Raw genomic sequence first — 18,717 nt, 5'->3', positions numbered from 1 at the left:
AGAGCGTGTCACTCCCCCGACTTCGCCAGCAGTTCGGCGGCGTAGCCCGTCACGGATCGCGTGTAGCTGTTCAGGTGCGGGGCCAGCGCCGTCAATGCGACGGATGCCGCGCGCACCGCGTCTCCGGAAGAAGTAAGCGCCAGCGCGTAGAACGCCGCGGCCTCGTCGGCCATCTCTCTTCCGCGGGTGGCCTCGTACTCGTCGCGCAGCATCGCCAGCGATTCGTCGACCTTTCCGAGGTTGCGGATGGTGCTGGCCAGCTGGATGACGGCGCGCGTGCGCCGCACCGGATCGAGGCCGGCTGCCAGCGCCGCACGGTACAGCGGCTCGGCCTCGAGCTCCCGGCCGGCGCTGTCGCGGGCTCCGGCGCGTTCGAAGAGCGCGACGGGATGCTCGTTCCCGAGTTCGGCCGCCAGCGCGTCGATGGCGGCGATGCGCGCGTCGTCGTCCAGGGTGCCGTCCTGCCACACCGCATCCGCACGGTGCTGCCAGTCGTCGAAGTCCACTGTCATGATTCCTCCTGGATGCGGAGAAGGCGGATGCCGCAGCATCCGCCTTCTCCCAGATTCGATCGGCCCTCGGAGCCGACCCGCGATCACTCGGCCTTGTCGGCCTCGTCCTTCTTCGCAGCCGCCTTCTTGGCCGGAGCCTTCTTGGCCGGGGCCTTCTTGGCGGGCTTCTCCTCGGCGTCGTCGGACTTCGCAGCCGCCTTCTTGGCCGGAGCCTTCTTGGCGGCGGGCTTCTCGGCGGGCTTCTCCTCGACGGGAGTCTCCTCGGCGTCGTCGTCGGCGTCGCCGATGAACTCGGACAGGTCGACGGCCTTGCCCTTGCTGTCGACGACCTTGACCTTGCCCAGCACCGAGGCGAGGGCCTTGTTGCGGGCGATCTCGCCGACCAGGGCGGGCAGCTGGCCGGCGCCCTGCAGGGCCTCGACGAACTCCTGCGGAGCCATGCCGTACTGGGCGGCGGACTGCACGATGTACTGGCTCAGCTCCTCCTGGGAGACCTGCACGTCAGCGCCCTCGGCGATCGTGTCCAGCAGCACCTGCGTGCGGAACTGCTTCTCGCTGGCCTCGGCGACCTCAGCGCGGTGCACGTCATCGTCCAGGCGGTTCTCGTTCTCGAGGTGGTTGTGCACCTCGTCCTCGATGAGCTGAGCCGGGACCGGGATCTCGACCTTCGCCAGCAGCGCGTCCAGCAGCTGGTCACGAGCGGCGGCGCCCTGGGTGAAGACCCCCTGCTGGCCGACGCGCTCGGCGAGGCTGTCGCGCAGCTCTGCCAGCGTGTCGAACTCGGATGCCATCTGAGCGAAGTCGTCGTCGGCCTCGGGCAGCTCGCGCTCCTTGACGCCCTTGACCGTGACGGTGACCTCGGCCTCCTCGCCGGCGTGGTCGCCGCCGACGAGCTTGGAGCGGAAGGTGGTCTGCTCACCGGCGGTCAGCGAGTCGATGGCCTCGTCGATGCCCTCGAGCAGCTCGCCCGAGCCGACCTCGTACGACACGCCGTCGGCACGGTCGATCTCGGCGCCGTCGATCGTGGCGATCAGGTCGAGCTCGACGAAGTCGCCCTGGGCGGCCGGGCGGTCCACCGGCACCAGGGTGCCGAAGCGGGCGCGCAGGCTGTCCAGCTCGGCGTCGATCGCGGCGTCATCGGCGTCGACGGCGTCGACGGTGATCGTGATGTCGTCGTAGGAGGGGACCTCGATCTCGGGACGCACGTCGACCTCGACGTCGACGAGCAGGTCGCCCGAGAAGTCCTTCTCGTTCGGCCACTGGGTGATGTCGGCGGCGGGACGGCCGACGATGCGCACATTGTGCTCGGCGGCGGCCTCGCGGAAGAAGCGGTCCAGGCCCTCGTTGACGGCGTGCTCGATGACGGCGCCGCGGCCGATGCGCTGGTCGATGATCGGAGCAGGGACCTTGCCCTTGCGGAAGCCGGGGATCTGCACGTCCTGAGCGATGTGCTCGTAGGCGTGCTTGATGCTGGGCTCGAGGTCCTCAGGGGTGACCGTGATGCTGAGCTTGACCCGAGTCGGGGAAAGCTTCTCGACGGTGCTGTTGGCCATACTGGTGTATCTCCTTGTGGTTTCCGCGCGGACGGCGCGGGCATGAAGTCTGTTGCCGTGGTCGGGGCGACAGGATTTGAACCTGCGACCTCCCGCTCCCAAAGCGGGCGCTCTACCAAGCTGAGCTACGCCCCGGCTTGAACCCGCGCGCACGGGAACGGCCCTGACGAGTCTAACGGACGGAGCAGCCCGCGACGTCCGCTATGCTTTACGAGGCGCTCAGCTCAGCGGGCGTCCGAGCGGGGCTGTAGCTTAATGGTAAAGCCTCAGTCTTCCAAACTGATGACGCGGGTTCGATTCCCGTCAGCCCCTCGCAACATGGGAGAGCCTCCACCAACAGGTGGGGGCTTTTCTCCGCTTCTTGGTAGTTTCTCGACGGATCGGCTCGTTAGCCCTTCCTGGCGAACCCGTCGCCTACTACGATGACGCGCAAGCGTGCTACCCACACGCTGTCGAGAGGGGAATCTCATGAGCCAGTCATCCGTCGTATCCGCGGACCGCAGGGCCCTGCACCGGCGCAGGATCTACGCCCTGCTCGCCGGGGGCCTCGTCCTCGGCGTCGGCGCCGCAGTCACGCTCGCCGCATGGAACGACTCCGAGTTCGCGAAGAGCACGTTCACCACCGGGTCCTTCGTGTTCCAGGGATCCACGGACGGCTCCACCTTCACGGATCACGCATCCGACGCGGGGGCCGCAACGCTGACGTTCCAGTCGAATGCGGCGAACCTGTCCCCCGGAGCGGTCGTCTACGCCCCGTACGCCCTCAAGCTGACGGGTTCGTCGCCGGCCGCGATCACAGCGACGGCGCCGGCTGCCACAGGCACGCTCAGCAGCTCGCTGACGTTCGCCGCCGTGTCCACGACGACGTTCGGATGCGACCAGGCCGCATTCACTGCGGGCACTGCGGTGCCCACGACGATGCAGCCCGGCGACGTCATCAATCTCTGCCTGCAGACCACCGTCGGCGCCTCCCCCACTCAGGGAGCGACGAGTGCAGTCACCTGGAGATGGGATGCCGTGTCGCAGTAGCCGATCCTGACGGCACCGCGTCGGAGGGAGGGCTCGAATGCGGTATCGCGCTTACGCTCGTGCGCCGTTCACCCGCACGCGAGCAGTGCTCGCAGGTGGGCTGGTGCTCGGCATCGGTCTCACGATGACGCTCGCCGCCTGGACGGATCAGGAGGTCGCCTCCACGACCGTCCAGGCGGGAACGTTCTCGCTCGTGTCGCAGACGAGGGACAGCCCGCTCGGCTCGCATCCCGAGGGCAGCACCGCCTCTCTCGGGCTGGATGCGACCGGGCTGTATCCCGGAGTGAGCCGGGCCGGCTGGATCCAGCTGCGGACGTCCGGCACGCTGGGCGGCGCTGTCACGCTCAGCGGTGTGACGGCGACGGCGACGGGGGCGGCAGATCAGGCGCTGCTCAGCGCCCTGTCGGCGCGGATCTTCACCGTCACCCAGCCCTCGGACTGCACCACGACGGCGACTGGGGGAACGTCTCTGGCACTGTCGGCGGTCCCGACGAGCACCCAGTTGCCACCGGTCATGGTGCAGGGAAATGGCGCGAACGCGGTGACGTACTGCGTCGTGCTCACACTCTCCGCCGGCGCACCGACGACTGCTCAGGGCGGCACCGTCACACCGGTGTGGACGTTCACGGGGACAGCGGGGGCAGCCGGTTGAACGCCGTAGCGAAGGTGGGCCGCGCGCTCCGGGAGGCTCTGCTGACCCTCGCCGCCATCGGCGGAGTGATCTGCATCGTGCTGACGATCATGGCGTTCGCCGGCGGCTTCTCGCTGATCATGTTCAAGACGGGATCCATGTCGCCGACGATCCCCGCAGGGTCCGTCGCACTGGTGCAGAGCATCCCGGCATCCGAGATCGCCATAGGCGACGTGACCACCGTCGACCGGGCCGGTGAGCTGCCCATCACGCACCGCATCATCGGCGTCTCACCAGGACCCACTGCGGAGACGCGCGTGATCACGATGAAAGGCGATGCCAACGACAGCGCGGACCCCGCGCCGTACACGGTCTCTCAGGTGCGGATCGTGCGCGGCTCGGTGCCGGGGCTCGCGTACGTCATCGTGTGGTTCGGCAACCCGTGGGTGCTGGGGGCCATCACCGTGGCGGCAGCGCTGCTGGTCACCTGGGCGTTCTGGCCGCGTTCGCCCAGGCCGGAGACTCCGGATGCCGAGGATGCGACGTCCGCAGCGGACGACGACCCCGCAGCGCCCGAGCCTTCGACGCGCCGCGAGCGCCGCCTCAGCCGGAACGTGACCTCTTGCATCGCGATCGGAGCACTCGTCGCGCTTCCGACTCTCGGCTCCGCCCCTGCGGCGGATGCGGCAGGACTCGTCTCGATCGCGTCCAACGGCGGCGGCACGCATGCGCTCGATCCGGTGATCCCCTACGACTGGGATCTCGACATCGATGCCCGCGCGGCCCCGGACGACGGCGACCTGACCATCACGCTCCGCGGTGAGGGCCAGGGCCTGCAGCTGTTCACCGTGGCGCGGACGTGCTCGATGCCCTGGGATGCCTCAGGCTGCCGAGGCACCACGACGGAGGTCGACGCTGCGAGAACCCTCGCGCTGGACAGCACGGAGCAGCAGCTGATCCGTCGTGCGACACCATCGACCGTGCACCTGCGGATCTCGGTGACCGGTTCCGGCGCCGCGGGCACCGCCACTCTCACGCTGCGTGCCACTGCCGCGCAGACCAGCGTGGAGCAGACGGTCGGCGGCACGACCCTCGCACGCACTGGCGGTACGTCGTCTGGGATGCTGGCAGCGCCCGCAGCAGTGCTGGTCGGGCTGGGCGCGGCATTCATCGTACGTGTCAGGCGGAAGAAGCCACGATGACGAGAGTTCGGATGCTGGCGTCAGCCGCAGGAGCGGTCGCTGTCCTGACAGCACTGTGCGGCCCGATGCGCCCAGCCTCAACCGCGGCGGAGTGGACGGGGAGCCAAGCAGCCCAGTCGCAAGTGACGGCCATCGACATCCCCGAGCCGATCACCTCCCAGACACCGGGGTGCACGACCAGCTCTGTCCTGGGCGCGAATCCCACAGTCACGATCTACTGGAGAATTCCCGCCGGTGCCGACGGCTATACGAAGGACAACGCCGAATACGGGCAGATCGTCAACCAGGGGCTCCTGGAGCCGATCCTGAGTGATCTTCTCGGGAGTGTGAACACGACAGGCACGTCTTCCGCTTACGTCACAGTCATCAACGGAGGTCTGCTCTCCGGACTCCTCGGGGCGACGAAGACGTTCGGCATCCGGCTCATCGGCCCAGGCGGATGGACCTCGGACTGGCTCGTCGCGACCGCAAGCTTGGGATTGCTGGGCGCGAATCCAAAATGCACGATCTCCACTTCCCCGAGATGACAGCGGAGCCGCCGTGAGGAATCCCACAGCGGCTCCACCCAGCCTCGGGATGCTGCGTGTCAGGCCTGGCCGCGGCGCTGACGCAGCTGCGTGAGCGCGTCGGCGAGAAGCTGCTCGGCCTCTTCGTCGGTGCGACGCTCCTTCACGTAGGCGAGGTGCGTCTTGTACGGCTCGGCCTTGGACATCGCCGGCGGGTTCTTCTGATCGCGCCCGGCGGGAAGACCCGTGTGCGGGTGGTCGATGGTCTCGGGGATCTCCTCGTCCGGCACGCCGGCGGCGAAGTACCGCACCGTCTCGTTGCCGAGCGCATCCCAGTACGAGACCGCGACGCGGTCGGCGTGGTAGCCGTGGTCCTGCTCCCCCATCGGGCCGGAACCCACCCGTGTGCCGCGGATCGCGTTTCCTCCTGCAGCCATCAGATCGCCGTGAACTTCGTGATGAGGCCGAGTGCCACGATGGTCACGAACCAGATCAGCGCGAGCACCACAGTGAACCGGTTGAGGTTGCGCTCGGCGAGCCCGGACGATCCGACGGCGGCTGTCATGCCACCGCCGAACATGTCGGACAGACCGCCACCGCGACCCTTGTGAAGCAGGATGAGGAGCGTCAGCAGGACGCTGCTGATGCCCAGCACCACCTGCAGGACGAACTCGAGAACCACCACGGATGAAGCCTTTCGCCAGGGTCCGAGAAGACCCGCCTAGCAGTCGATTATAGGACGAGGCGCGGGATGCGCCCCGCCGACTCACACTCCGACGTGCTTCTGATAGCGCACGATGGCCGCGAATTCGTCCACGACGAGACTCGCCCCGCCCACCAGCGCACCGTCCACATCGGGCTCGCGCATGAAGCTGGCGATGTTGCTCGACTTGACGGAACCGCCGTACAGGATGCGCGTGCGAGCCGCGGCATCGTCATCCAGCACCCGTGCCAGCACACCGCGAAGAGCGGCCGCGACCTCCTGCGCCTGCGCCGGAGTCGCCGCCTGCCCGGAGCCGATGGCCCAGACCGGCTCGTACGCCACGACGATGTCGGCGGAGGCCGGAACGCCCTCCAGCGCCTTCTCAAGCTGCGAGACCGGAACGGCGCTGCCGCCGAAGCGCTCCAGGTCCTCGGCGGTCTCACCGACGCAGATCACCGGGGTCAGACCATGCTTCAGCGCAGCCTTCACCTTGGCGCCCACGACGTCGTCGCCCTCGTGATGGTAGGCGCGGCGCTCGGAGTGTCCGATGATCACCAGACCCACGCCCAGCTTGGCCAGGAACGCGCCCGAGACCTCACCCGTGTAAGCGCCCGAGTCGTACGCGGACAGGTCCTGCGCACCCAGCTCGAACGGGATCTTGTCGGCATCGATGAGTGTCTGCACCGAGCGGATGTCGGTGAACGGCGGGAACACCGCGACTTGCACCGAGCCGGTCTCGTGACCGGCATCCTTCAGCGTCCAGTGCAGCTTCTGCACGGTGGCGACCGCCTGCAGGTGGTCGAGGTTCATCTTCCAGTTGCCCGCGATCAGCGGGGTTCTGCTGCTCCGGTTCTGCGTAGCAGACGAACTCATAGAGACTGCCATCCGAGGACCTCCAGTCCAGGTAGGTTCTTGCCCTCGAGGAATTCGAGGCTGGCGCCGCCGCCGGTGGAGATGTGCCCGAACCGGTCGTCCGAGAAACCCAGCTGGCGCACGGCGGCGGCCGAGTCTCCGCCGCCGACGACCCCGAGGCCGTCGACCTCGGTGAGCGCCTGTGCGACGGTCTTGGTGCCCGCGGCGAACGCCGGGAATTCGAACACGCCCATCGGACCGTTCCAGAACACCGTGCGCGATCCGCGGATGGCGTCCGCGAATGCGGCTGCGGTGTCCGGTCCGATGTCCAGGCCGATGCCGGAGGCGCCGAAGGAGCTGGACTCGATGGCATCCGCTGCGACGGTCTCGTGCGCGGCATCCGCGGCGAACGATGCGGCGACCACCACATCGGTGGGGAGCACCAGCTCCACACCGCGCTCCGCCGCCTCGGCGATGTAGCCGCGGACGGTGTCGAGCTGATCGTGCTCCAGCAGGCTGGAGGCCACGGCATGGCCCTTCGCCGCGAGGAACGTGAACAGCATCCCGCCGCCGACCAGCAACCGGTCCACGCGCGGGAGCAGGTGTGAGATGACGCCGAGCTTGTCACTGACCTTCGACCCGCCGAGCACCACGGTGTAGGGGCGCTCCGGGCTCTCCGTGAGCCGGTCCAGCACATCCAGCTCCGTGGCGATCAGCAGTCCAGCCGCGGACGGCAGAGTCTTCGCCAGCTCGTACACGCTGGCCTGCTTGCGGTGCACGACGCCGAACCCGTCGGATACCAGGGCATCGCCCAGGGCTGCGAGCTCGTCGGCGAACGACTGACGCTTGGCCTCGTCCTTGGCGGTCTCGCCCGCGTTGAAGCGCAGGTTCTCCAGCACCACGACACCGCCGTCCTCGAGGGAGGCGACCGCGCCGCGAGCGGACTCGCCCACGGTGTCCCGGGCGAAGGCCACCGGCTTGCCGAGCAGCTCGGACAGTCGCTGCGCGACCGGCTCCAGGCTGTACTGCGGGTCGGGCGCGCCGTCGGGGCGACCCAGGTGCGAGCACACGACGACACGTGCACCTGCATTGATGAGAGCGTTGAGGGTCGGCAGCGAGGCGCGAACGCGGCCATCGTCCGTGATGACCCCGTCCCGGAGCGGGACGTTGAGGTCACAACGGACGATGACGCGCTTGCCTTGAAGCGACCCCAGGGTGTCGAGGGTGCGCAGAGTCATGCGTATGAGCTTAGAGGCGCTCGGCGACGTACTCGGTCAGGTCGACGAGACGGTTGGAGTAGCCCCACTCGTTGTCGTACCAGCTCGAGACCTTGACCAGGTTGCCGCTGACGTTGGTCAGCGCCGAGTCGAAGATCGAGGAGTGCGGGTTCTGCTGGATGTCGCTGGAGACGATCGGGTCCTCGGTGTACTCCAGGATGCCGTTCAGGCGACCATCGGCGGCGGCGGCGCGGTACGCAGCGTTGACCTCGTCGACCGTCAGGTCGTCGCGGTCCGAGATGATGGTCAGATCGACGATGGAGCCGGTGGGCACGGGCACGCGGTACGAGGAGCCGCTGAGCTTTCCGTTCAGCTCCGGTAGCACCAGGCCGATGGCCTTGGCGGCGCCGGTCGAGGCCGGGACGATGTTGATCGCGGCGGCGCGGGCGCGGCGCAGGTCCTTGTGCGGGCCGTCCTGCAGGTTCTGATCCGCGGTGTAGGCGTGCGCGGTCATCATGAAGCCGCGCTGGATGCCGAACGTGTCGTTGAACACCTTGGCCAGCGGGGCCAGGCAGTTCGTGGTGCACGACGCATTGGAGATGATGTTCTGGGTGGCCGAGTCATAGGTGTCCTCGTTCACGCCCATGACGAACGTGCCGTCCACACCGGTGCCGGGGGCGGAGATGATGACCTTCTTGGCACCGCCGGCGATGTGCTTGCCTGCGGAGGCGGCGTCGGTGAAGCGTCCGGTCGACTCGATGACGATGTCCACGCCGAGCTCGCCCCAGGGCAGAGCAGCGGGGTCACGCTCCTCGAAGACCTTGATGGCCTTGCCTCCGACCGTGATGACGTCGCCCTCATGGGAGACCTCGACACCCAGGGGACCTCCGACGGAGTCGTACTTCAGGAGGTGCGCCAGAGCGGCGTTGTCGGTGAGGTCGTTGACAGCGACGATCTCCAGGTCAGCGTTCTGTGCGAGTGCTGCACGGAGGAAGTTACGTCCAATACGACCGAAGCCGTTGATACCGATCTTGACAGACACGAAAGTCTCCTGGTTCTTAATCAAGGAAATGCGTAAATTTCGCGGATTGCGTGGACAACGGCGTCCTGATGGGCTTGATCGCCCATCAGGACGCCCATCTTTTACGACAGTACCAGCAGACCAGTGGTCTTCTCGCGCGCTGTTTCAAACCGCTGCGCGACGTTCTCCCAGTTGGCGATGTTCCAGACAGCCTTGATGTAGTCGGCCTTCACGTTGAGGTAGTCCAGGTAGAAGGCGTGCTCCCACATGTCCAGCTGGAACAGCGGGACGGTGCCCTGGGCGGCGTTGGCGTGCTGGTCGAACAGCTGCTGGATGATCAGGCGCGCGCCGATCGGGTCCCAGCTCAGCACGGCCCAGCCGGAGCCCTGGATGCCGGCCGCCACCGCGGCGAAGTGGGCCTGGAACTTCTCGAACGAGCCGAAGTACTCGTCGATGGCGGCCTTCAGCTCGCCCTCGGGCTGGCCGCCGCCGTTCGGCGACAGGTTCGTCCAGAAGATCGAGTGGTTCACGTGACCGCCGAGGTTGAACGCGAGGTCCTTCTCCAGCTTGTTGACGTTCTTCAGGTTCCCGGTCTCACGGGCCTCCGCCAGGCCGTCGAGGGCTGCGTTGGCGCCGGCGACGTACGCCGCGTGGTGCTTGTCATGGTGGAGTTCCATGATCTTGCCGCTGATGTGAGGCTCGAGTGCCGCGAAGTCATAGGGAAGGTCGGGCAGCGTATAAGTCGCCATGTCGATTTCATCCAATCCGCGCCGCGCCGCGGCGCTTGCGTTCTCTGCGGCACCGTGTGCGCCGCAGAGCAGACGTTTCACATCCTACTGACGACAACCGACCCTGCGTCAGGATCCTTCCCGCTCAGACGTCGAGACCGGCGGGCACGGCAGCCTCGGTGCCGGGGACACCGTCCGCCGCGGCGCGCTTGTCGGCCATCGCCAGCAGGCGGCGGATGCGGCCGGCCACGGCGTCCTTGGTCAGCGGCGGCTCGGCGTGGTGGCCCAACTCGTCCAGGCTCGCGTCGCGGTGCGCGAGACGCAGGTTCCCCGCGGTGCGCAGGTGATCGGGCACGTCGTCGCCGAGGATCTCCAGCGCGCGCTCGACGCGTGCGCAGGCGGCGACGGCTGCCTGCGCGGAACGGCGCAGATTGGCGTCGTCGAAGTTCACCAGCCGGTTCACGCCGGCGCGCACCTCGCGGCGCTGGCGCATCTCCTCCCAGGCGGTGGCGGTGCGGCGGGCGCCCATGGCTGCCAGGATGGCGCGAATGGCCTCACCCTCGCGCACCACGACGCGCGGCATGCCGCGGACCTCGCGGGCCTTGGCCGTGACGCCCAGGCGGTGGGCGGCGCCGACGAGCGCCATCGCGGCCTCGCCGGAAGGGCAGGCCACCTCGAGCATGGCGGAGCGACCGGGGTCGCTGAGCGTGCCGGCGGCGAGGAAGGCGCCGCGCCAGATGCCGGCGAGCTCCTCCGGAGCACCCGTGGTCAGCCGGTTGGGCAGGCCTCGCACGGGGCGGCGTCGAGCGTCCAGCAGTCCGGTCTGGCGGGCCAGGGTCTCCCCCGGGCCGATCACGCGGACGGCCCAGCGCGCGCCGTCACCGGACTGCGCGGCGCTGGCCTTGACCTGCGCGATGTCCGGACGGACGCCGTAGATCTCGGCGAGGTCCCTGGCCACCCGACGGGCCAGCAGCTCGGCATCCACCTCTGCCTCGACCGCCACGCGACCGGCGATGGAGTGCAGCCCACCTGCGAAGCGCAGAATCGTCGTCACCTCGGCCACGCGCACCGCGGGGGGCGCGTTGCGAATGCTGACGAGTTCGGCCTTGACGTCGGTGGTTAGTGCCACGGGACTCCTTCTCACGATCCTGGCGTCGGATCGCGACGCAAGGAACCAGCCTACAAGGCCGCGGGACCTTCCACCGCTTCGAGAGCCGTCACTCGCGTCCGAGATCGCGGTGGCGCACGTTGACGGCGACGCCAGGGACATCCGCCAGCCGCCGTGCCAGCTCCTCGGCGACCGCCACCGAGCGGTGCTTCCCGCCCGTGCAGCCGACGGCGACCGTGGAATGACTCTTGTTCTCGCGCTGGTAGCCCTCCAGCACAGGCCGGAGCGCCTGCTCGTACGAGTCCAGGAACTCTTTCGCCCCCGGTCTGGAGAGAACGAAGTCGCGTACGTCCTCGTCCTGCCCGCTGTGCGCACGTAGCTCCTCCTGCCAGAACGGATTGGGCAGGAACCGCATATCGGCCACGTGGTCGACATCGGTGGGGATGCCGTACTTGAAGCCGAAGCTGAGAAGTGTCAGACGGTGACGGGCCGCGCCCTCCTCGGAGAACATCTCCGAGACCTGGGTGGCCAGCTGGTGGATGTTCAGAGCCGACGTGTCGATGAGCAGGTCTGCGGCCTCGCGGATGGGTGCCAGGCGCGTGCGCTCGGTGCGGATGCCGTCCAGCAGCGTGCCGTCGCCCTGCAGCGGATGCGGGCGGCGGACCGACTCGAACCGGCGCACCAGCACGTCGTCGGAGGCGTCCAGGAAGAGCACCTTGACTCCGCCGCGGTCACGCAGCGCGTTGGCCACACCGGGGAAGTCGTCGAACAGGCTGCGGCCGCGCACGTCGACCACGGCGGCGATCTTCGGCAGGCTCGCACCGCCCATGTCCGTGAGGTCCAGCAGCGGCCGCAGGATCTGCGGCGGCAGGTTGTCGACCACGTACCATCCGAGGTCCTCGAGCGCGTTGGCGGCCGTCGTGCGCCCCGCGCCCGACATGCCTGTGACGATCAGGAACTCGCCCTCATCTGCGGCCGTCATCGTGCTCTCCCTTCCCCGGACTCCACCCTATCCACTCGCGCCGGTTCGCTCGCGGCCCAGGTGGGAGTGGATGGTCGCGGCCAGGGTCGGGCCGATCCCGCTGACCTCGGCGATCTGCTCGGGCGAGGCCCCTCGCAGCGCCGCCACGGAGCCGAAGTGCTTGAGCAGGCCCTTGATCCGGGCCGCCCCGAGACCGGGGATCTCGCTGAGCACCGTCGTGATGTCGCGCCGACGACGACGACGCTGATGCGTGATCGCGAAGCGGTGCGCCTCGTCGCGCAGGCGCTGCACGAGGTAGAGCGCCTCGCTGGTGCGCGGCAGGATGACCGGGAAGTCATCGCCGGGCAGCCAGATCTCCTCGAGCCGCTTGGCGATGCCGCACAGCGCGATGTCGGTGCGGCCGCTGTCGCGCAGCGCCCGCTCGGCCGCGTGCACCTGCGGCTGTCCGCCGTCGACGATCAGCAGCTGCGGGCGGTAGGCGAATCGCGGCTTCTTCGACGCTTCGACAGGCTCAGCGACCCCGTCGGTGGAGGCAGCGCCGTGGTTCTGCGCCTCGTCCACGCGCGCCAGCCGGCGCATGAGCACCTGGTACATCGAGTCGGTGTCGTCGGTGGTCTCGGGGATGTTGAACGACCGGTACTGGTCCTTGCGGGGCAGTCCGTCCTCGAACACCACCATCGATGCGACGACGTTCGTGCCACTCAGGTGCGAGATGTCATAGCACTCGATCCGCAGCGGCGCCTCGCTCATCCCCAGCGCCTCCTGCAGATCGGTCAGCGCCTGTGTGCGGGCCACGTAGTCGCTGGTGCGGCGGGTCTTGTGCCGCAGCAGCGCCTGCTGCGCGTTGAGGGTCGCCGTGCGCATGAAGTCCGCGCGCAGGCCGCGGTGCGCAACGGCCAGGGACACCTTCCTGCCGCGGCGCTCACGCAGCCACTGCTCCATCTCGCTCGCGTCATCGGGCAGCACCGGCACGATCACGCGGCGCGGGACGTCGTCGGAATCGCCGTACACGCGCTGCAGCACCTGGTCGACCAGGTCGCCGCCCGAGATGTCGAGCTCCTTGTCGAGCGTCAGCGAGCGCACGCCTCGCACCCGTCCGCCGCGGATCACGAAGTGCTGCACGGCGGCCGACAGCTCGTCCTCGGCGATGCCGAACAGATCCGCGTTCTCGTCGGCCGGCAGCACCAGCGCGCTCTTGCCGAGCACCGCCTCGATGGCCGCCAGCTTGTCGCGGTACCTCGCGGCGGCCTCGTAGTCCATCGCGGCGGATGCCGCCAGCATCCGCTTGGTGAGGTCGTGCGTGAACCGCTCGTCCCCGCCGGACATGAACGCGACGAAGTCGTCGACCATCGCGCGGTGCTCTTCGATCGTGCAGGTCATCGAGCAGGGGCCGCCGCACTTGCCGATCTGGCCGGGGAAGCACGGCCGTCCTGTCTGCATGGCGCGCCGGTAGCTGGCGTCGCTGCAGGTGCGGATAGGGAAAGCCTTGATCATCAGGTCGATGGTCTCGTGCACGGCCCACACCTTCGGGTAGGGCCCGAAGTACTTCGCTCCGCGGATCTTGTGATTGCGCGTGACGATCACGCGCGGAGCCTCATCCGCGAGGGTGATGGCCATGAAGGGGTACGACTTGTCGTCCTTGTAGCGGACGTTGAAGGGCGGATCGAACTGCTTGATCCACATGTACTCCAGCTGCAGCGACTCCACGTCGGTCGCGACGACCGTCCATTCCACGGATGCGGCGGTGGTCACCATCCGCCGCGTGCGCTCGTGCAGCGAGCGCAGCGGTGCGAAGTAGTTCGACAGGCGCTGGCGCAGGTTCTTCGCCTTGCCGACGTACAGCACGCGCCCCTCGGCATCCCGGAACCTGTACACGCCGGGATCGGTGGGGATCTCGCCCGTCCGAGGCTTGTACGGCAGGACGTCGGCCATCAGCCCGCCTTGCGCCGGCTCTGAGCGGCCCCCGGGAGGATCTCGGCCAGGAAGCGCCCGGTGTGGCTCTCCTCTATCGCGGCGATCTGCTCGGGCGTGCCGATGGCCAGCACCTGCCCGCCGCCGGAGCCGCCCTCCGGGCCCAGGTCGATGACCCAGTCGGCGGACTTGATGACGTCGAGGTTGTGCTCGATGACGACCACGGTGTTGCCCTTGTCGACCAGCCCGTTCAGCACCTCGAGGAGCTTGCGGACATCCTCGAAGTGCAGACCGGTGGTGGGCTCGTCCAGCACGTAGATGCTGCGGCCGTTGGAGCGGCGCTGCAGCTCGGTGGCGAGCTTGACGCGCTGCGCCTCACCGCCGGAGAGCGTGGTGGCCGCCTGCCCGAGCCGCACGTAGCCGAGGCCCACGTCGACGAGCGTCTTCATGTAGCGGTGGATGGCCTGGATGGGCTCGAAGAACTCGGCCGCCTCGGCGATGGGCATCTGAAGCACCTCGGCGATGTTCTTGCCCTTGTAGCGCACCGAGAGCGTGTCGCGGTTGTAGCGCTGGCCGTGGCAGACCTCGCAGTCCACGTACACGTCGGGGAGGAAGTTCATCTCGATCTTGATGGTGCCGTCGCCGGAGCACGCGTCGCAGCGCCCGCCCTTGACGTTGAAGCTGAACCGCCCGGGCCGGTAGCCGCGCACCTTGGCGTCGGGCGTCTCGCTGAACAGCGTGCGGATGCGGTCGAAAACGCCGGTGTAGGTGGCGGGGTTCGAGCGCGGGGTGCGTCCGATGGGCGCCTGGTCGACGTGCACGACCTTGTCGAGATTGTCGAGCCCGGTGACCCTGGTGTGCTTGCCCGGCACGGTGCGGGCGCCGTTCAGACGCCCTGCCAGCACCTGGTACAGAATGTCGTTGACCAGCGACGACTTGCCGGATCCGCTCACACCGGTGACGGCCGTGAGCACGCCCAGCGGAAAGTCCACGGTGACGTTCTGCAGGTTGTTGGCACGGGCGCCCACCACCTGCAGCATCCGCTTCCTGTCGATCCTCCGTCGCCTGCGGGGCGTCGTGATCTCCCGCCGCCCGGCAAGGTAGTCGCCGGTCATCGACGCGGTCTCACCCAGCAGCGCGGAGTACGGCCCGGAATGCACGACCTCTCCCCCGTTCACGCCCGCACCCGGTCCGATGTCGACCACCCAGTCGGCGGCCTGGATGGTCTCCTCGTCGTGCTCGACGACGATGAGCGTGTTCCCCAGGTCGCGCAGCTTGACCAGGGTGTCGATGAGACGGCGGTTGTCCCGCTGGTGCAGGCCGATCGACGGCTCGTCGAGCACGTACAGCACGCCGGTGAGCCCGGAGCCGATCTGCGTGGCCAGGCGGATGCGCTGCGCCTCGCCACCCGAGAGCGAACCGGCGGCACGGCCCAGATTCAGGTACGCCAGGCCGACCTGCAGCAGGAACTCCAGCCGGAGTCGGATCTCGCGCAGCACCTGCGCGGCGATCTTGGCCTCGCGGTCACTGAGCTCGAGGGTCTGCATGAACGTGGCGGCCTCGGCCAGGCTCAGGTTCGACACCTCGGCGATGGAGTGGCCGTGCACTTTGACCGCCAGCACCTCAGGCTTCAGGCGGGCGCCGTCGCAGACCGGGCAGGGCACCTCGCGCAGGTACTCGCCCCAGCGCTGCCGCTGCGTGTCGGACTCGGCCTGCATGTACTGCCGTTCGATGTAGGGCACCACGCCCTCGAATCCGGAGGTGTACCGCATCTCGCGGCCGTAGCGGTTCTTCCACTTGACGGAGACCTTGTAGTTGTCGCCGCGCAGCACCGCTTCGCGCACGTCGGAGTGCAGGTCCTTCCACGGTGTGTCCAAGGAGAAGTCCAGGTCGCGGGCGAGGCCCTCGAGCAGGCGCTCGTAGTACTGGAAGAGTCCCTTGCCCTGCGTGGTCCACGGCAGGATGACGCCCTCGCGGATGGACAGGTCCTCATCTCCCAGCATGAGGTCGACGTCCACGGACATTCGGGTTCCGAGGCCCGAGCAGGCCGGGCACGCCCCGAACGGCGCGTTGAACGAGAAGGTGCGGGGCTCGATCTCGGTGAGGGTGATCGGATGCCCGTTGGGGCACGCCAGCTTCTCGGAGAACGACTGCCAGGCGCCGTGGCCCTCCTCGTCGACGAAGTTCACCTGCATGATCCCGCCGGCCAGCCCCAGCGCGGTCTCGACGGAGTCCGTGACGCGGCCGAGGATGTCGCCTGATGCCACCAGGCGGTCGACGACGACGGCGATGTCGTGCTTGTAGCTCTTCTTCAGCGCGGGCGGCTCGGCGAGCTGGATCAGGTCGCCGTCGACCATGGCGCGCGAATAGCCCTTGGCGCCGAGCTCGCGGAACAGGTCGGTGAACTCGCCCTTCTTCTGCGTGACGACGGGCGCGACGATCTGGTACCGGGTGCGCTCGGGCAGCTCCATGAGCTGATCGGCGATCTGCTGCACGGTCTGTCGCTGGATGCGCTCACCGCACTCGGGGCAGTGCGGGATGCCGATGCGCGCCCACAGCAGGCGCATGTAGTCGTGGATCTCGGTGATGGTGCCGACCGTGGAGCGCGGGTTGCGGTTGGTCGACTTCTGGTCGATGGAGACGGCAGGGCTCAGGCCCTCGATGAAGTCGACGTCGGGTCGGTCGACCTGGCCGAGGAACTGACGCGCGTAGGCGCTGAGGGATTCGACGTAGCGGCGCTGCCCTTCGGCGAAGATCGTGTCGAACGCGAGGCTCGACTTGCCCGACCCCGACAGGCCGGTGAAGACGACCAGGGAGTCGCGCGGGATCTCGATGTCGATGTTCTTGAGATTGTGCACGCGGGCACCGCGGACACTGAGTTTTCCGGACGAGGCGACAGGAACGATGGGCACCAGACAAGTCTAGGAGGGGCTTCCGACATCGGCGCGGCGAGCGGACGCCGGGACCGGCCGCCGCGGCACGGCGAAGCCCTCCGGCCGTCTCTGCGCCAGCATCCGGACTCCCCCCACGGCCAGCACCAGCACGGCCGCCGCTGCCACGAGCCCCGCGATCGGGAAGCCTCCGATCACGGGCAGCAGCGTGGCGCCCGCGCCCACGGCCTGCGCGACGATCTCGACGAGCACGAGCCTGATCGCGGTGGGTCGCAGAGCGCGCAGGGCGATGCGCGAGCGCAGCGGTACGACCAGGGCCAGGGACCCCATCACGTGCAGCAGGTGCACTGCCAGGATCACCACGGCGGTGTGCCAGAGGGTCGGCTCGGCCGCCACCAGCATGACCACCAGGATCGCGACGGCCAGCCAGGGGCCTGCCGCCATCCGGGCGAAGCCGCTCAGCGCGGCCGCGGTTCCTGACGCGACCGCCCACCCGATCGGCGCCTGCAGCGCGAGTCCCGCTGTGACCGCGACGATGATCAGCAGCAGTGGCAGCACCGCACCAGGAACCGCCGGCCCGATCCTCAGCGTGTCATCGCGTCTCACGGTGCGCCTCCCCGCAGCAGGACGGCCAGCTGCGCATCCACGTCGACCGACCAGGTCAGTGTCTCCACACCCGCCTCCCGCAGCTGGTGAAGCATGTCGGCACGCTCGGCGAGCACGACTTCGAGGGCCAGCGAGCGCTCCGCTGTGAGCCGGGCCCGGTCCAGGTGCGGCAGCGTGTCGACCGCCACCACGCGATGTCCGGCCGCGCGCCAGCGCGTCGCGATCTCGGCCGCGGCGCCGTCGAAGAACGTCGAGAGCACGTAGATGATCGATCCGTGCGGCACCGGCGGAGTGCGCCGGAAGCGCGCGTCGTCCCCGGCGCGCCCGCTGGACGCGATCTCCGCGACGATGCGAGCGAGGTGTCTCCGCCCGCCTCCGGAGCGCACCGAGCGCCCACCGTGCGCGAGGGTGTGGAACGCCACGCGGTCGCCCTGCGCGACGGTGGCCTCGGCGATGGCGCGCGCCGCGCTGCGGGCCAGGTCCAGTGAGGTGACTCCACTGCGCAGCGGGTCGACGGCGCCCCAGGTGGCCACCACGGCGCCGAGATCCTCGACGGTGTCCATCACGATCACCGCGGACGCGTCGCTGAGCGCATCGGTGCGCCGGATCAGCAGCTCGCCGGGCCGACGCGCCGCACGTGCGGTGGCCTTCCAGTCCACCCGGCGCAGTTCATCGCCGGGAGCGAACGGGTGGATGTCGCGGAACTCGCCGCCCTGACCGGGCCGGGTGCCCTCGTGCGCGCCGTGCAGCCCGGTGAGCCGCGGTGCCACGGGCGTTCGGGGCAGCCGATGCGTCATGGGTTGAACCGCACGGACGACGGCGACCGGCGCCTGGGGAGCCCCCAGCAGTCCGGCATCCGCATCCAACCCGCGCACCGCGACCTCGACGCTGATGACCGGCCCGGAGTGCAGCGCCCTGCTGGATGCCTCGAGACGCGACCGGCCCGCCACGAAGACCCGCCGCTGCGCGCGCTCGGCCTGGATCAGCGAGACCTCCACGATCTCGGCATCCGAGTCGATCACGACGTCGTCCCGCAGCCGCCGTCCGTCGCCCTCGGGGCTGCTCTCCACCACCAGTCCGACGCCGCTGCGGCCGGGCCTGGTCAGCGCGAGGACGCCCCACAGTGCCAGAGGAAGGCCCGCCGCCATGACGTCGGGCCGGGAGAACGCCACTCCCAGCACGAGCGCGCCGACGGCGCCGATCACGGCCAGTGCGACCGTCGGCGCCGTCCGGCGCCCGGCCTGCTCCTGCCCCTGCGCGCTCAT

At 68.9% G+C, this 18,717-nt stretch carries 18 protein-coding genes and 2 tRNA genes; 5 read left to right on the top strand and 15 right to left on the bottom strand.

The genetic code is table 11. The features are described 5' to 3' along the window. Positions 1-8: 8 nt before the first annotated feature. The 3 genes from WA967_RS04660 to WA967_RS04650 form a co-directional block, all read right to left on the bottom strand. Positions 9-512, bottom strand: coding sequence for a tetratricopeptide repeat protein (locus tag WA967_RS04660; protein WP_424419726.1), 504 nt, complete (start codon positions 510-512; stop codon positions 9-11). Between the two features lie 83 nt (positions 513-595). Beyond that, positions 596-2,065 carry a trigger factor gene (gene tig / locus WA967_RS04655; RefSeq protein ID WP_424419725.1) on the bottom strand — a complete coding sequence of 490 codons (1,470 nt, stop codon included), beginning with the start codon at positions 2,063-2,065 and terminating at the stop codon, positions 596-598. A gap of 58 nt (positions 2,066-2,123) precedes the next feature. Next, positions 2,124-2,200 (bottom strand) — tRNA-Pro (locus WA967_RS04650). Positions 2,201-2,306: 106 nt separating this feature from the next. Between WA967_RS04650 and WA967_RS04645 the strand changes: the two genes are divergently transcribed. The 5 genes from WA967_RS04645 (at position 2,307) to WA967_RS04625 (ending at position 5,454) form a co-directional block, all read left to right on the top strand. Then, positions 2,307-2,377 (top strand) — tRNA-Gly (locus tag WA967_RS04645). A 156-nt stretch (positions 2,378-2,533) separates the two neighbouring features. After that, entirely contained in the window at positions 2,534-3,094 is a 561-nt protein-coding gene (locus WA967_RS04640) for a SipW-dependent-type signal peptide-containing protein (RefSeq protein ID WP_424419724.1), read from the top strand. Between the two features lie 37 nt (positions 3,095-3,131). Continuing rightward, positions 3,132-3,746: a SipW-dependent-type signal peptide-containing protein gene (locus WA967_RS04635; protein WP_424419723.1), complete on the top strand. Its 615-nt coding sequence runs from the start codon at positions 3,132-3,134 to the stop codon at positions 3,744-3,746. Further along, positions 3,743-4,927, top strand: a complete 1,185-nt coding sequence (locus tag WA967_RS04630) for a signal peptidase I (RefSeq protein ID WP_424419722.1) — start codon at positions 3,743-3,745, stop codon at positions 4,925-4,927. Before WA967_RS04635 ends, WA967_RS04630 begins: the two co-directional genes overlap by 4 nt. A 122-nt stretch (positions 4,928-5,049) precedes the next feature. Then, positions 5,050-5,454 (top strand): hypothetical protein, encoded by a 405-nt coding sequence (locus WA967_RS04625; RefSeq protein WP_424419721.1) that lies wholly within the window; start codon positions 5,050-5,052, stop codon positions 5,452-5,454. A 59-nt stretch (positions 5,455-5,513) separates the two neighbouring features. Here the strand turns inward: WA967_RS04625 and WA967_RS04620 are convergent, their stop codons facing one another. From WA967_RS04620 to WA967_RS04565, 12 genes are all read right to left on the bottom strand, one after another. Then, complete coding sequence (locus WA967_RS04620) at positions 5,514-5,870, bottom strand: RNA polymerase-binding protein RbpA (RefSeq protein ID WP_424419720.1); 357 nt, start codon at positions 5,868-5,870, stop codon at positions 5,514-5,516. Beyond that, a complete protein-coding gene (gene secG / locus WA967_RS04615; protein ID WP_424419719.1) occupies positions 5,870-6,118 on the bottom strand; it encodes a preprotein translocase subunit SecG in 249 nt (82 codons plus the stop codon). Before secG ends, WA967_RS04620 begins: the two co-directional genes overlap by 1 nt. An 81-nt stretch (positions 6,119-6,199) precedes the next feature. Next, positions 6,200-7,009, bottom strand: coding sequence for a triose-phosphate isomerase (tpiA, locus tag WA967_RS04610; RefSeq protein ID WP_424419718.1), 810 nt, complete (start codon positions 7,007-7,009; stop codon positions 6,200-6,202). Then, the gene (locus WA967_RS04605; protein WP_424419717.1) at positions 7,006-8,226 is read right to left on the bottom strand and encodes a phosphoglycerate kinase; all 1,221 of its coding nucleotides are present in this window, start codon (positions 8,224-8,226) and stop codon (positions 7,006-7,008) included. Before WA967_RS04605 ends, tpiA begins: the two co-directional genes overlap by 4 nt. A 10-nt stretch (positions 8,227-8,236) precedes the next feature. Then, the gene (gene gap / locus WA967_RS04600; RefSeq protein ID WP_424419716.1) at positions 8,237-9,247 is read right to left on the bottom strand and encodes a type I glyceraldehyde-3-phosphate dehydrogenase; all 1,011 of its coding nucleotides are present in this window, start codon (positions 9,245-9,247) and stop codon (positions 8,237-8,239) included. Between the two features lie 101 nt (positions 9,248-9,348). Next, positions 9,349-9,975, bottom strand: a complete 627-nt coding sequence (locus tag WA967_RS04595; protein WP_424419715.1) for a superoxide dismutase — start codon at positions 9,973-9,975, stop codon at positions 9,349-9,351. A gap of 124 nt (positions 9,976-10,099) precedes the next feature. Continuing rightward, complete coding sequence (gene whiA / locus WA967_RS04590; protein ID WP_424419714.1) at positions 10,100-11,083, bottom strand: DNA-binding protein WhiA; 984 nt, start codon at positions 11,081-11,083, stop codon at positions 10,100-10,102. Positions 11,084-11,171: 88 nt separating this feature from the next. Continuing rightward, positions 11,172-12,044, bottom strand: coding sequence for an RNase adapter RapZ (gene rapZ, locus WA967_RS04585; RefSeq protein ID WP_424419713.1), 873 nt, complete (start codon positions 12,042-12,044; stop codon positions 11,172-11,174). Between the two features lie 27 nt (positions 12,045-12,071). After that, positions 12,072-13,976, bottom strand: coding sequence for an excinuclease ABC subunit UvrC (gene uvrC / locus WA967_RS04580; RefSeq protein WP_424419712.1), 1,905 nt, complete (start codon positions 13,974-13,976; stop codon positions 12,072-12,074). Further along, complete coding sequence (gene uvrA / locus WA967_RS04575) at positions 13,976-16,867, bottom strand: excinuclease ABC subunit UvrA (RefSeq protein ID WP_424419711.1); 2,892 nt, start codon at positions 16,865-16,867, stop codon at positions 13,976-13,978. The genes uvrC and uvrA overlap by 1 nt, the downstream gene beginning before the upstream one ends. Before the next feature lie 9 nt (positions 16,868-16,876). Beyond that, positions 16,877-17,452, bottom strand: coding sequence for a hypothetical protein (locus WA967_RS04570; protein ID WP_424419710.1), 576 nt, complete (start codon positions 17,450-17,452; stop codon positions 16,877-16,879). Further along, positions 17,449-18,717 carry a DUF58 domain-containing protein gene (locus tag WA967_RS04565; RefSeq protein ID WP_424419709.1) on the bottom strand — a complete coding sequence of 423 codons (1,269 nt, stop codon included), beginning with the start codon at positions 18,715-18,717 and terminating at the stop codon, positions 17,449-17,451. The genes WA967_RS04570 and WA967_RS04565 overlap by 4 nt, the downstream gene beginning before the upstream one ends.

Origin of the sequence: Microbacterium sp., assembly GCF_049650565.1 — a bacterium.
Taxonomy (GTDB): Bacteria; Actinomycetota; Actinomycetes; order Actinomycetales; family Microbacteriaceae; genus Microbacterium.
Note: the sequence above shows the minus strand (reverse complement) of the source record. Positions and strands in the feature narration are given on the sequence as shown.

Coding starts and splice junctions, on each gene's coding strand:
- WA967_RS04660 (WP_424419726.1), bottom strand. CDS start 512: ATGACAGTGGACTTCGACGACTGGCAGCACCGTGCGGATGCGGTGTGG.
- tig (WP_424419725.1), bottom strand. CDS start 2,065: ATGGCCAACAGCACCGTCGAGAAGCTTTCCCCGACTCGGGTCAAGCTC.
- WA967_RS04640 (WP_424419724.1), top strand. CDS start 2,534: ATGAGCCAGTCATCCGTCGTATCCGCGGACCGCAGGGCCCTGCACCGG.
- WA967_RS04635 (WP_424419723.1), top strand. CDS start 3,132: ATGCGGTATCGCGCTTACGCTCGTGCGCCGTTCACCCGCACGCGAGCA.
- WA967_RS04620 (WP_424419720.1), bottom strand. CDS start 5,870: ATGGCTGCAGGAGGAAACGCGATCCGCGGCACACGGGTGGGTTCCGGC.
- tpiA (WP_424419718.1), bottom strand. CDS start 7,009: ATGAGTTCGTCTGCTACGCAGAACCGGAGCAGCAGAACCCCGCTGATC.
- WA967_RS04605 (WP_424419717.1), bottom strand. CDS start 8,226: ATGACTCTGCGCACCCTCGACACCCTGGGGTCGCTTCAAGGCAAGCGC.
- WA967_RS04595 (WP_424419715.1), bottom strand. CDS start 9,975: ATGGCGACTTATACGCTGCCCGACCTTCCCTATGACTTCGCGGCACTC.
- rapZ (WP_424419713.1), bottom strand. CDS start 12,044: ATGACGGCCGCAGATGAGGGCGAGTTCCTGATCGTCACAGGCATGTCG.
- uvrC (WP_424419712.1), bottom strand. CDS start 13,976: ATGGCCGACGTCCTGCCGTACAAGCCTCGGACGGGCGAGATCCCCACC.
- WA967_RS04565 (WP_424419709.1), bottom strand. CDS start 18,717: ATGAGCGCGCAGGGGCAGGAGCAGGCCGGGCGCCGGACGGCGCCGACG.